At 40.2% G+C, this 11805-nt stretch carries 24 protein-coding genes; all 24 read right to left on the reverse strand.

What is annotated here, in order from left to right; all coding sequences use genetic code 11:
* Positions 1-51: 51 nt before the first annotated feature.
* The gene (rplQ, locus tag M1F91_RS06215; RefSeq protein WP_000331493.1) at positions 52-438 is read right to left on the reverse strand and encodes a 50S ribosomal protein L17; all 387 of its coding nucleotides are present in this window, start codon (positions 436-438) and stop codon (positions 52-54) included.
* A gap of 11 nt (positions 439-449) precedes the next feature.
* Positions 450-1385, reverse strand: a complete 936-nt coding sequence (locus tag M1F91_RS06220; RefSeq protein WP_004251121.1) for a DNA-directed RNA polymerase subunit alpha — start codon at positions 1383-1385, stop codon at positions 450-452.
* A gap of 43 nt (positions 1386-1428) precedes the next feature.
* A complete protein-coding gene (rpsK, locus tag M1F91_RS06225) occupies positions 1429-1812 on the reverse strand; it encodes a 30S ribosomal protein S11 (protein ID WP_001118385.1) in 384 nt (127 codons plus the stop codon).
* 17 nt (positions 1813-1829) lie between these two features.
* A complete protein-coding gene (gene rpsM / locus M1F91_RS06230; RefSeq protein WP_004251117.1) occupies positions 1830-2195 on the reverse strand; it encodes a 30S ribosomal protein S13 in 366 nt (121 codons plus the stop codon).
* A gap of 17 nt (positions 2196-2212) precedes the next feature.
* Positions 2213-2329, reverse strand: a complete 117-nt coding sequence (gene rpmJ / locus M1F91_RS06235; RefSeq protein WP_001808836.1) for a 50S ribosomal protein L36 — start codon at positions 2327-2329, stop codon at positions 2213-2215.
* 24 nt (positions 2330-2353) lie between these two features.
* Positions 2354-2572 carry a translation initiation factor IF-1 gene (gene infA, locus M1F91_RS06240; RefSeq protein ID WP_001029883.1) on the reverse strand — a complete coding sequence of 73 codons (219 nt, stop codon included), beginning with the start codon at positions 2570-2572 and terminating at the stop codon, positions 2354-2356.
* 117 nt (positions 2573-2689) lie between these two features.
* Positions 2690-3328: an adenylate kinase gene (locus M1F91_RS06245; RefSeq protein WP_247913031.1), complete on the reverse strand. Its 639-nt coding sequence runs from the start codon at positions 3326-3328 to the stop codon at positions 2690-2692.
* Positions 3329-3483: 155 nt separating this feature from the next.
* Positions 3484-4794 carry a preprotein translocase subunit SecY gene (gene secY, locus M1F91_RS06250; RefSeq protein ID WP_004251112.1) on the reverse strand — a complete coding sequence of 437 codons (1311 nt, stop codon included), beginning with the start codon at positions 4792-4794 and terminating at the stop codon, positions 3484-3486.
* Between the two features lie 12 nt (positions 4795-4806).
* Positions 4807-5247, reverse strand: a complete 441-nt coding sequence (gene rplO / locus M1F91_RS06255) for a 50S ribosomal protein L15 (RefSeq protein WP_195183501.1) — start codon at positions 5245-5247, stop codon at positions 4807-4809.
* Between the two features lie 145 nt (positions 5248-5392).
* The gene (rpmD, locus tag M1F91_RS06260; RefSeq protein WP_000057241.1) at positions 5393-5575 is read right to left on the reverse strand and encodes a 50S ribosomal protein L30; all 183 of its coding nucleotides are present in this window, start codon (positions 5573-5575) and stop codon (positions 5393-5395) included.
* A 13-nt stretch (positions 5576-5588) separates the two neighbouring features.
* On the reverse strand, positions 5589-6083 hold the full coding sequence (gene rpsE, locus M1F91_RS06265; RefSeq protein WP_004251100.1) for a 30S ribosomal protein S5: 495 nt from the start codon (positions 6081-6083) through the stop codon (positions 5589-5591).
* Between the two features lie 17 nt (positions 6084-6100).
* The gene (gene rplR / locus M1F91_RS06270; RefSeq protein WP_004251098.1) at positions 6101-6457 is read right to left on the reverse strand and encodes a 50S ribosomal protein L18; all 357 of its coding nucleotides are present in this window, start codon (positions 6455-6457) and stop codon (positions 6101-6103) included.
* A gap of 83 nt (positions 6458-6540) precedes the next feature.
* The gene (gene rplF, locus M1F91_RS06275; protein WP_016466460.1) at positions 6541-7077 is read right to left on the reverse strand and encodes a 50S ribosomal protein L6; all 537 of its coding nucleotides are present in this window, start codon (positions 7075-7077) and stop codon (positions 6541-6543) included.
* 187 nt (positions 7078-7264) lie between these two features.
* Complete coding sequence (rpsH, locus tag M1F91_RS06280; protein ID WP_247913032.1) at positions 7265-7663, reverse strand: 30S ribosomal protein S8; 399 nt, start codon at positions 7661-7663, stop codon at positions 7265-7267.
* Between the two features lie 284 nt (positions 7664-7947).
* A complete protein-coding gene (locus M1F91_RS06285) occupies positions 7948-8133 on the reverse strand; it encodes a type Z 30S ribosomal protein S14 (protein WP_001085699.1) in 186 nt (61 codons plus the stop codon).
* Positions 8134-8150: 17 nt separating this feature from the next.
* Positions 8151-8693 carry a 50S ribosomal protein L5 gene (gene rplE, locus M1F91_RS06290; RefSeq protein ID WP_000013542.1) on the reverse strand — a complete coding sequence of 181 codons (543 nt, stop codon included), beginning with the start codon at positions 8691-8693 and terminating at the stop codon, positions 8151-8153.
* A 23-nt stretch (positions 8694-8716) separates the two neighbouring features.
* Positions 8717-9022, reverse strand: a complete 306-nt coding sequence (gene rplX / locus M1F91_RS06295; protein WP_000497691.1) for a 50S ribosomal protein L24 — start codon at positions 9020-9022, stop codon at positions 8717-8719.
* A gap of 72 nt (positions 9023-9094) precedes the next feature.
* Complete coding sequence (rplN, locus tag M1F91_RS06300) at positions 9095-9463, reverse strand: 50S ribosomal protein L14 (protein WP_002928796.1); 369 nt, start codon at positions 9461-9463, stop codon at positions 9095-9097.
* A gap of 25 nt (positions 9464-9488) precedes the next feature.
* Entirely contained in the window at positions 9489-9749 is a 261-nt protein-coding gene (rpsQ, locus tag M1F91_RS06305) for a 30S ribosomal protein S17 (RefSeq protein WP_000440801.1), read from the reverse strand.
* A 24-nt stretch (positions 9750-9773) separates the two neighbouring features.
* Complete coding sequence (rpmC, locus tag M1F91_RS06310; protein ID WP_000772918.1) at positions 9774-9980, reverse strand: 50S ribosomal protein L29; 207 nt, start codon at positions 9978-9980, stop codon at positions 9774-9776.
* A gap of 9 nt (positions 9981-9989) precedes the next feature.
* On the reverse strand, positions 9990-10403 hold the full coding sequence (gene rplP, locus M1F91_RS06315; protein WP_000960948.1) for a 50S ribosomal protein L16: 414 nt from the start codon (positions 10401-10403) through the stop codon (positions 9990-9992).
* Positions 10404-10406: 3 nt separating this feature from the next.
* Entirely contained in the window at positions 10407-11060 is a 654-nt protein-coding gene (gene rpsC / locus M1F91_RS06320; RefSeq protein ID WP_247913033.1) for a 30S ribosomal protein S3, read from the reverse strand.
* 12 nt (positions 11061-11072) lie between these two features.
* On the reverse strand, positions 11073-11417 hold the full coding sequence (gene rplV / locus M1F91_RS06325; protein ID WP_000818137.1) for a 50S ribosomal protein L22: 345 nt from the start codon (positions 11415-11417) through the stop codon (positions 11073-11075).
* A gap of 11 nt (positions 11418-11428) precedes the next feature.
* Complete coding sequence (gene rpsS / locus M1F91_RS06330; RefSeq protein ID WP_000533766.1) at positions 11429-11710, reverse strand: 30S ribosomal protein S19; 282 nt, start codon at positions 11708-11710, stop codon at positions 11429-11431.
* Positions 11711-11805 lie beyond the last annotated feature (95 nt).

The raw sequence follows: 11805 nt of genomic DNA on the forward strand, positions 1-11805 counted from the left end.
GACTAAGAGCACAGGGCTCCATCATCATAACACTCAACAAAATTGATGATTCTATACTAATTCGATGATCGCCATTGGCGCTGCATCACCACGACGTGGTTCAGTTTTAAGGATACGAGTGTATCCACCGTTACGTTCTGCGTAACGAGGTGCGATTTCTGAGAACAATTTTTGAAGTGCTGTAGTAGAAGTGTACTTATCAGTTGCTTCATCATAGTTTTCAGATGCGATTTCATTACGCACGAAAGCAGCAGCTTGACGACGTGCATGCAAATCACCACGTTTACCTAGAGTAATCATTTTTTCAACAGTTTTACGGATTTCTTTAGCACGAGCTTCAGTTGTCACGATTGATTCGTTGATCAAAAGGTCAGTTGTCAAATCGCGAAGCATTGCTTTACGTTGTGAGCTAGTGCGTCCTAGTTTACGGTAAGCCATGTATTCCTCCTTTATTTATCTTTTAATCCAAGACCCAAATCAATGAGTTTGAGTTTCACTTCTTCCAAACTCTTGCGTCCAAGATTTCTTACTTTCATCATCTCTGCTTCAGATTTTTCTGTCAAATCATGCACAGTATTGATACCAGCACGTTTCAAACAGTTATATGAGCGTACAGACAAGTCAAGTTCCTCAATCGTACGTTCCAAAATACGGTCGTCCGATTCAGTATCAGCTTCTTTCATCACTTCTGCAGATTTAGCAATCTCTGTAAGATTTGTAAACAAATCAAGATGTTCTGTCAAAATACGTGCTGAAAGCCCTAAAGCATCTTCTGGAATAATAGTTCCATTTGTCAAGATTTCAAGGGTTAATTTGTCGAAACCATCATTGCTTCCTACACGAGCAGGTTCAACTTGATAGTTAACTTTTGTAACTGGTGTATAAATAGAATCTACAGCAAGTGTTCCAACTGGGGCATTATCTTTTTTATTTTCATCTGCAGGTACATAACCACGACCAGTGTTTACAGTCATAGTTGCTTTAAATGAAGCACCTTCTCCGATTGTAAAAAGATAATGATCTGGATTTACGATTTCAATATCACTATCAGTTAAAATATCTCCGGCTGTCACTTCAGCAGGACCTTCAACATCAAGTTCAATAGTCTTTTCGTCTTTTACATATGATTTAACTGCAATACCTTTAATGTTCAGAATGATTTGCATCACGTCTTCGCGAACACCAGGAATTGTATCAAATTCATGTAATACTCCATCGATATCGATAGATGTAACAGCTGCTCCTGGAAGAGAAGCAAGAAGTACACGACGAAGAGAGTTACCAAGTGTTGTACCGTATCCACGTTCTAGTGGTTCGATTACAAACTTGCCATAATCTTTATTTTCATCAATTTTTGTTATATTTGGTTTTTCAAACTCGATCATTTAGTTACTCCCTCTTAAACGAAAAGCAGTGTAAAGGTAATGATTATACACGGCGACGTTTTGGAGGACGAGCACCATTGTGTGGCACTGGAGTCACATCACGAATTGCTGTTACTTCAAGACCAGCGGCAGCAAGAGCACGAATAGCTGACTCACGACCAGAACCTGGACCTTTTACAGTAACTTCAACTGATTTAAGACCGTGTTCTTGTGCAGATTTAGCAGCAGCTTCTGAAGCCATTTGAGCAGCAAATGGTGTAGATTTACGAGAACCTTTGAAACCAAGAGCACCAGCTGATGACCAAGCGATTGCATTACCATGCACATCAGTAATCATAACAATAGTGTTATTAAATGTAGCGTGAATATGAGCAATACCAGATTCGATATTCTTTTTCACACGACGTTTACGTGTTGGTTTAGCCAAGACTTTTACCTCCTATATTATTTTTTCTTACCAGCAATCGCAACAGCTTTACCTTTACGAGTGCGAGCGTTGTTTTTAGTATTTTGTCCACGGACAGGAAGTCCACGACGGTGACGGATACCACGGTATGAACCGATTTCCATCAAACGTTTGATGTTCAAGTTCACTTCACGACGAAGGTCACCTTCAACTTTAATTGCATCCACTTCACGACGGATAGCATCTTCTTGATCTGATGTAAGGTCACGAACACGAATATCTTCTGAAACTCCAGCAGCTGCCAAAATCTTTTGAGATGTTGCAAGTCCGATACCATAGACATAAGTCAATGAGATAACTACGCGTTTGTCATTTGGAATATCAACTCCAGCAATACGAGCCATGTTTTCTCCTTTCTATCTTATCCTTGACGTTGTTTGTGTTTTGGATTTGCTGGGCAAATTACCATAACACGACCATTACGACGAATTACTTTACAGTATTCGCAAATTGGTTTGACCGATGGTCTTACTTTCATTTCTTATCCCTCCAAGTTTTTCGATTATTTAAAGCGGTAAGTGATACGTCCACGTGTCAAGTCATATGGACTCATTTCAACAGTAACACGATCTCCCGCTAAAATACGAATATAGTTTTTACGAATTTTACCAGAAACTGTTGCTAAAATCTGATGTCCATTTTCAAGTTCAACCGTAAACATTGCATTCGGCATCGTATCGACTACTTTGCCTTCAACTTCAATCACATCGTCTTTTGCCACGCAAAAGTACCTCCCTAAATTTCGATTTGATGCCTCTAGACACAGAGACAACAATTATAAGTCAGACTAACTCAGTATAACATTTGTCAAGACATTTTGCAAGTCTGAAAAACGCTTTTATTCCAAATTTGTCAATACCTTTTCGATATCTTTAAAGACATCATTGATATCTTGGTTGCCTTCGATATCATGTACTAGACCTTTAGCACGATAGTGAGCAATGATTGGTTCACCTTGAGCAATATTGACATCCAAACGACGTTTTACTGTCTCAGGTTTATCATCTTCACGTTGGTAGTAATCTTCCTCTTTGTAATCAACTGGTGGGTTGAATACTTTATGGAAAGTTTCGCCAGTTTCACGATGAATGATACGACCACTCAAACGTTCAAGTAGGCAAGATGGATCTACTTCGATGTTGATAACACCTTCAAGTTTAATTCCAAGTTCAGCCAATGTTTTATCTAAGGCATGAGCTTGCTCAATTGTACGTGGGTATCCATCCAACAAGAAACCAGTTTCTTTAATATCATCTTGAGAAAGACGTTCTTTAACAATTCCATTTGTTACTTCATCTGGAACCAATTCGCCTTTGTCAATATATGACTTAGCTAGTACACCCATTTCAGTTTGGTTAGCCATTGCTGCACGGAACATGTCCCCTGTTGAGATGTGGGCAACGTGAAACTGTTCAACAATTTTCGCTGCTTGTGTCCCTTTACCTGCACCAGGTAAACCCATAATCAAAAGATTCATGATTCAAACTCCTTTTTTGTATTTAAATAGAAGCAAAAATTCATTTCAACTCCTATTTAAAAACAAAATAGAAGAGAGGAGATAAAAATCTGACAATGTCTTTGATTTTTACACTCCACTCTCTGAGCAATAGTGAATTTTATTTTCTATTACAATTATTCTGTTGTATCTAAGAAACCAACATACTTACGTTTCAATAGATAACCTTCCAATTGTTTAATTCCTTCGATACCTGTAGAGATAATGATTAGCAAACTTGTTCCCCCAAAAGCGACAACTTCTGAAAGACCAAATAAATCTTTAGCTACAATAGGTAGGATAGAAATCACACCTAGGAAGATTGATCCGACTGTTGCGAGACGACGAAGAAGTTTTGACATATATTCTTCTGTCCCTTTACCAGGACGAACACCATGGATATAAGCTCCACTCTTTTGTAAATTTTCTGCTGCTTTCTCTGGATTGATCTGTACAAATGTATAGAAGAATGTAAAGAGAATAATCAACAGAGCATACAAAGCAACACCTGTTGGGGTTGAAGTAGATACCAACTCTTGAGCTGTTTTTACCCATTCCCAATTAAGGCCAGACGCACTTACGAATTGTAAAATTGCTGCCGGCGCTGCTGTAATAGAGCTAGCAAAGATAACTGGGATAACCCCAGCAGGGTTAATCTTCAATGGAAGATAGGAGCTTGACGGCGCACCTTGAGCTACCTTTGTATACTGAATTGGAATCTTGTATTTAGCTTGTTCAACGTAAGTTGTAAAGTATACAATTAACAAAACAGCAATGATTAAGATGGCAACGAAAATGAGAGACGATGTCAATCGACTACTTGGTACATTGACAAAGTAGTCCACGTAGATGCCCTTAACCATATCAGGAATTGAAGCAACAATCCCTGCAAAGATAATCATTGAAACACCATTACCATATCCCTTATCTGTGATTTGCTCTCCCAGCCAGGTTACAATCATGCTACCTGCTGTTAAGATTCCTCCAATCACAAGGAAAACTTGTGGTGTAAGTGGTACAGTCAAAAGTTTAGCTCCAGACAGAGCGTTAAAACCAGCAGTAATACCGACTGATTGAACAAATGCAAGCACTAGTGCAATGTATCGAGTCGCTTGGTTTAACTTTCTACGACCAACTTCCCCTTGTTTGCCCCACTCCACAAACTTTGGTAATAAATCCATTTGCAAGAGTTGGACGACGATTGATGCTGTAATGTAAGGGCTAACTCCAAGAGCAAAAACTGAAAAGTTTTTCATGGCATTCCCTGACACCAAGCTCAACATATTCAAGAAGGATAGTCCACTCAAAGCATTCAAGCTATTTGCATTTACCCACGGTACAGTAATACTAGTACCGATACGAAAAACAAATACGATAAAAATTGTGAATAAAATCTTTGATCGAACCTGCTTAACTTTGAGTGCTTCTCTCAATAATTTAAAAAACATAGGTCACCTCACTTAGATGACTTCAACTGAACCACCTTTAGCAGTGATAGCTTCTTCAGCTGATTTAGAGAATTTAGCAGCTTTAACAGTCAACTTCTTAGTCAACTCACCGTTACCAAGAATCTTGATACCTGATTTTTCAGCTTTCACAATCCCTGCTTCGATAAGAACAACTGGAGTTACTTCTGCACCATCTTCAAAGATGTTCAATTGGTCAAGGTTAACAATTGCGTATTCTTTAGCGTTGATGTTAGTGAATCCACGTTTTGGAAGACGACGGAACAATGGAGTTTGTCCACCTTCAAAACCAAGGCGTACTCCGCCACCGCTACGAGCTTTTTGACCTTTTTGACCACGACCAGATGTTTTACCGTTACCTGATGAAGTACCACGACCAACACGGTTACGAGTTTTACGAGAACCTTCTGCAGGTTTCAATTCATGAAGTTTCATTATATATTTTCTCCTCTTTTGTAAAATGCTAGCGCCGATAAGAGAGAAAAGGTTGTCTCTCCTATCAACTCGCCTATACTGAGTCATCTAAGATGACTATATCTAGTTTTAGGGGATGGTCTTATGCACATCCCCTAAAATTTTATTAGTTTACTTCTTCAACTGTTACCAAGTGAGATACTGCAGTGATCATACCACGGATAGCAGCGTTATCTTCTTTAATAACAGAGCTGTTCAATTTGCCAAGTCCAAGTGCTACAACAGTTTTACGTTGTGATGGAATGCGTCCGATTGGAGACTTAGTCAAAGTAATTTTAATTTGAGCCATTTTATCCCCTTTCTTATGCCAAATCAGAAACTGAAATACCACGAAGGGCAGCAACTTCTTCAGCGCGTTTCAATTGTTTCAAACCTTCAACAGTTGCACGAACAATGTTGATTGGAGTGTTAGAGCCAAGTGATTTAGATGTAATATCTGCCACACCTGCCAATTCCACAACGGCACGAACTGCACCACCTGCGGCAACTCCAGAACCTTCTACAGCTGGTTTCAACAATACTTTAGCTCCACCGAATTCTGAAAGAACTTCATGTGGGATTGTTGTTCCAACCATAGGAACTTCGATCAAGTTTTTCTTAGCATCTTCTACTGCTTTGCGGATTGCTTCTGGAACTTCTTGAGCTTTACCAGTACCAAATCCTACACGACCGTTGCGGTCACCAACAACTACAAGAGCTGCGAAACGAAGACGACGTCCACCTTTAACAACTTTTGTAACACGGTTAACAGCAACTACGCGTTCTTCAAGTTCTACTGCATTGTCTTTAAATGCCATTTTCTAGTGTCCTCCTATTAGAATTTCAATCCGTTTTCACGAGCTGCATCAGCCAAAGCTTTCACACGTCCGTGATATAGATATCCACCGCGGTCGAACACCACTTCTGAAATACCTTTAGCACTTGCACGTTCTGCAACGAGTTTACCGACAGCAACGGCTTGTTCAGTTTTAGTTCCTTTTGAAACTTCTTTGTCAAGAGTTGAAGCACTTGCGAGCGTTACACCCGCTACGTCATCAATCACTTGAGCGTAGATGCCTGTATTAGAACGGAATACGTTCAAACGTGGGCGATCAGCAGTTCCAGAGAGTTTTCCGCGAACGCGACGGTGGCGTTTTTGGCGGAGTTTGTTTTTATCTGGTTTAGAAATCACAGTTTTCACCTCTTTAATTTTAAATCGTGTGCTATGCACAAAGTTGGTAATGAGGTTGGTGGTTGAAAATCAACCACTCAACATTATTTACCAGTTTTACCTTCTTTAAGACGAACATATTCGCCAACGTAACGGATACCTTTACCTTTGTATGGTTCTGGTGAACGAAGGCTACGTACGTAAGCAGCTGTTTGACCAACTTTTTCTTTTGAAATTCCGCTGATAACGATAGTCGTTGGGTTTGGAAGTTCAAAAGTAATTCCTTCTGGAGCTTCAACTTCATCTGGATGTGATTTACCAACAGCCAAAACAAGTTTGTTTCCTTGAAGTTGAGCACGGTAACCAACCCCACGCATTTCAAGTTCTTTCTTGAATCCTTCTGAAACACCAATAACCATGTTGTTCAAGAGGGCACGAGTAGTTCCGTGGATAGTTTTCATTTCTTTTGAATCGTTTGGACGGTGAAGAGTTACTTCAGTACCTTCCACACGGATTTCAATATCTTTTGAGAACTCACGAGTAAGTTCTCCTTTAGGTCCTTTTACAGTTACAACGTTGTCATTGTTAGTGAGTTCAACACCAGCAGGCAACACGATAACTTTATTACCAATACGTGACATGTTTTTATTCTCCTGTTAAATTGTCAGGCCATAAAGGCCAGTTTTCACGGGGTTAAATCGATTTCTCGATTTAAAGGAATATTTAGATTTCAATTTCAAAGTGAATCTAGGCATCGTCTCGCAGGCATAACTTTTGGTTAGGCTAGAGACGATAACGAAGAGTCACAAAGAAATTGGGAGCTAAATATTACCAAACGTAAGCGATAACCTCACCACCAACATTCTTTTGGCGAGCTTCTTTATCAGTAAGCAAACCTTCTGAAGTTGAAAGGATAGCAATTCCAAGACCGTTAAGTACTTTTGGAAGATCTTCACGTTTTTTGTAGACACGAAGTCCTGGTTTAGAAACGCGTTTCAAGTTAGTGATAACTCGTTCACCGTTTGCTCCGTATTTAAGGAATACACGGATGATGCCTTGTTTGTCATCTTCAATGATTTCTACGTTCTTAACAAAACCTTCGCGTTTAAGGATTTCAGCAATCCCTTTTTTGATGTTTGATGCAGGTACTTCAAGTACTTCGTGTTTTGCTTGGTTAGCGTTACGAACACGAGTTAGGAAGTCTGCGATTGGGTCAGTCATAACCATTTTATTTTTCTCCTCTTACTAGTAGTTTGCAAGTTGCACTTGCTAGTTAATACATGATACAGAGAGCGTAACAGCACAAGCAAAAATAGACAATTTAATGCAGGAGCCATGCTCCAAAGTAAATTGATCTTTTTTGCCAAGGCTGTAGCTCGTGTTCAAATTGGCTAGCCCAACTGAACCCGGGCTAAACTCTGTGTGAAAAAGATAAACTTTTCTAGAAACTAAAGTTTCTTCGCCAAGTTTCCTATTTTCACTTGGAGTTTTGACGCCCTTGATATCTTAAATTACCAAGATGCTTTTGTTACACCAGGGATTTGACCTTTATATGCCAATTCACGGAAGCAAACACGGCAAAGTTTAAACTTGCGGTAAACTGAGTGTGGACGTCCACAACGTTCACAGCGAGTGTATGCTTGAGTAGAGAACTTCGCTGGGCGTTTGTTCTTAGCAATCATAGATTTTTTAGCCATTAGTTATACCTCCTATATTATTTTGCAAAAGGCATTCCAAGGCCTGTAAGCAATGCACGTGACTCTTCGTCAGTGTTAGCAGTAGTTACGATAACGATGTCAAGACCACGAGTTTTGTCAACGTCATCAAAGTTGATTTCTGGGAAAATCAATTGCTCTTTCACACCAAGTGTGTAGTTCCCGCGTCCGTCAAATGATTTTGTTGGAACACCGTGGAAGTCACGTACACGTGGAAGTGATACTGAAACCAATTTATCCAAGAATTCGTACATACGTTCACCACGAAGGGTAACTTTTGCACCGATCGCAACACCTTCACGAAGACGGAAGCCGGCGATAGATTTTTTAGCTTTAGTGATAAGTGGTTTTTGACCCGAGATAAGCGCCAATTCTTCAGCAGCTTTTTCAAGGCTTTTAGCGTTTGATACTGCTTCACCAACACCCATGTTCAAAACGATCTTATCCACTTTAGGAACAGCCATCACTGATGAGTAGTTAAATTGTTCTGTCAAAGCAGGAACTACTTCATTAAGATATTTTTCTTTTAAACGATTTGCCATTATACTTCTCCTTTCCTTCGTGATTAATCAAGCACTTCGCCTGATTTTTTGTTGTAGCGAACTTTTTTACCGTCTACAAATTTGTAACCAACACGACCAGCTACACCATTTTTGTCCAAAACTTGAACGTTTGATACGTGGATAGCTGCTTCCTTCTCGATGATACCACCTTGAGGAAGTTCGTTAGTTGGACGTTGGTGTTTCTTAACGATGTTAACACCTTCAACGATAACTTTGTTTACTTTTGGAAGGGCAGTAAGGACAACAGCTTCTGTTCCCTTATCTTTACCAGCGATTACGCGAACTTTGTCGCCTTTTTTTACAAACATTTTTTTCTCCTTTTATTCTTACGCCCAATGGGCACCCTGGCTAGGCCAGGGGACTGTGTTTGTTTTTATTGATTAAAGTACTTCTGGAGCAAGTGACACGATCTTCATGAAGCCACCTTCACGCAATTCACGTGCAACTGGGCCAAAGATACGTGTTCCGCGAGGAGTTTTGTCGTCACGGATGATAACTGCTGCGTTTTCGTCAAATTTGATGTATGAACCATCAGCACGACGAGCACCTGATTTAGTACGAACGATAACTGCTTTAACAACGTCACCTTTTTTAACCGCACCACCAGGAGTAGCTTGTTTTACAGATGCCACAATAACATCACCGATGTTTGCAAATTTACGTCCTGAACCACCAAGAACTTTGATAGTCAAGATTTCGCGAGCACCGCTGTTGTCTGCGACTTTCAAACGAGTTTCTGTTTGAATCATTTCAGTTTTCTCCTTTCAGGTTTGATTAGATGATTACCGCTTCTTCAACAACTTCTACAAGACGGAAACGTTTTGTAGCTGAAAGCGGGCGAGTTTCCATGATACGTACGATATCGCCTTCTTTGGCAACATTGTTTTCATCATGTGCTTTGTATTTTTTAGAGTAGTTAATACGTTTACCATAGACTGGGTGGTTACGTTTTGTTTCAACTACAACTGTGATTGTCTTGTCCATTTTGTCAGATACAACACGTCCAACAAGAACTTTACGATTATTGCGTTCCATTGAAATTTCTCCTTCCCTAGTCTATTATTTCGCTTCAGATTGAACTGTTTTGATACGAGCGATTTGTTTTTTAACTTCTTTCAAGCGAGCTGTTTGTTCTAATTGACCAGTAGCAGCTTGGAAACGAAGTTCGAACAATTCTTTTTTCAATTCGTTTTCGCGCTTCGCGAGTTCTTCTTGAGAAAGACCACGAAGTTCTTTAACAAATTCTTTTACTTCATTAAGTTTCATGCCTTCTCCTTATTCTGCTTCACGTTTTACGAATTTACATTTAACTGGCAATTTGTGGCTTGCAAGACGAAGCGCTTCGCGAGCGATCTCTTCAGATACACCAGCAACTTCAAACATTACTTTACCACGTTTAACTGGTGCTACCCAACCTTCAGGTGCCCCTTTACCAGATCCCATACGAACCCCGATAGCTTTAGCTGTGTAAGATTTGTGTGGGAAGATTTTAATCCAAACTTTACCACCACGTTTCATGTAACGAGTCATGGCGATACGAGCAGCTTCGATTTGGCGGTTAGTGATCCAGTGGCTAGTTGTAGCTTGAAGACCGTATTCACCGAATGCTACTTCTTTCCCACCTTTAGCTTCACCGCGCATTTTACCACGGAATTCACGACGGTGTTTAACACGTTTAGGTACTAACATTGGTTATTTACCTCCTTTAGTGTTTTTACGAGCTGGAAGAACTTCACCACGGTAGATCCATACTTTAACACCAAGTTTACCGTATGTAGTATCTGCTTCTTCCCAAGAGTAATCGATATCTGCACGAAGTGTGTGAAGCGGAACTGTTCCTTCAGAGTATCCTTCAGCACGGGCAATATCTGCACCGTTCAAACGACCTGATACTTGAGTTTTAATTCCTTTAGCTCCAGCACGCATAGCACGTTGGATTGCTTGTTTTTGTGCACGACGGAAAGCAACACGTTGCTCCAATTGACGAGCAATTCCTTCACCAACAAGGTGAGCATCCAAATCAGGTTGTTTGATTTCGATGATGTTGATGTGTACTTGTTTTCCAGTCAATTTGTTAAGTTTTGCACGGAGTGCATCAACGTTAGCACCACCTTTACCGATAACCATACCTGGTTTAGCAGTGTGAAGTGAAACGTTAACTTTGTTTACTGCGCGTTCGATTTCAATAGTTGAAACTGCTGCGTCAGCAAGTTCTTTTTGAACGAATTTACGGATTGCAAGATCTTCATGAAGGTAATCCGCGTATTCTTTTTCAGCATACCATTTGGCATCCCAATCACGGATGATGCCGACACGCATACCAATTGGATGTACTTTTTGACCCACGATTTTACCTCCTTATTTTTCTGCAACAGCTACAGTGATGTGAGCTGTACGTTTGTTGATTGGTGAAGCTGAACCTTTCGCACGTGGACGGAAACGTTTCATAGTTGGTCCTTCGTTTGCGAATGCTTCAGATACTACCAAGTTAGCTTTATCCAAACCAAAGTTGTTTTCAGCGTTAGCTACAGCTGAGTTCAAAACTTTCAAGATGATTTCAGCAGCTTTGTTTGGAGTGAATGTCAAAATTGCGATTGCATCGGCTACGCTTTTACCACGGATGTTGTCAAGAACAAGACGTGATTTACGAGGTGAAACACGTACTGTGCGAGCCATTGCTTTAGCTGAAGTAATTTCTGCCATTTATGTTCTCCTTATTTTCTACGTGTCTTCTTGTCGTCTGCGGCGTGACCTTTGTAAGTACGAGTTGGTGCAAATTCACCAAGCTTGTGACCTACCATGTCTTCTTGGATGTAAACAGGTACGTGTTTACGTCCATCATAAACTGCGATAGTGTAACCAATGAAACTTGGGAAGATCGTTGAACGACGTGACCAAGTTTTGATAACTTTTTTCTTTTCGTCGTTAGCTTGAGCTTCAACTTTTTTCATCAAATGCTCATCGACGAAAGGTCCTTTTTTAAGACTGCGTCCCATTTTTATATTTTCTCCTTTAAATATAGTACCACAGCGGCTTGCGCTCTCAACGAGCGCTACCGAGCTGGCGGATTATCTAGCGCTTAAGCGACTAA

It is taken from the genome of Streptococcus sp. oral taxon 431 (assembly GCF_023110115.1).
In the GTDB taxonomy this organism is placed as follows: domain Bacteria; phylum Bacillota; class Bacilli; order Lactobacillales; family Streptococcaceae; genus Streptococcus.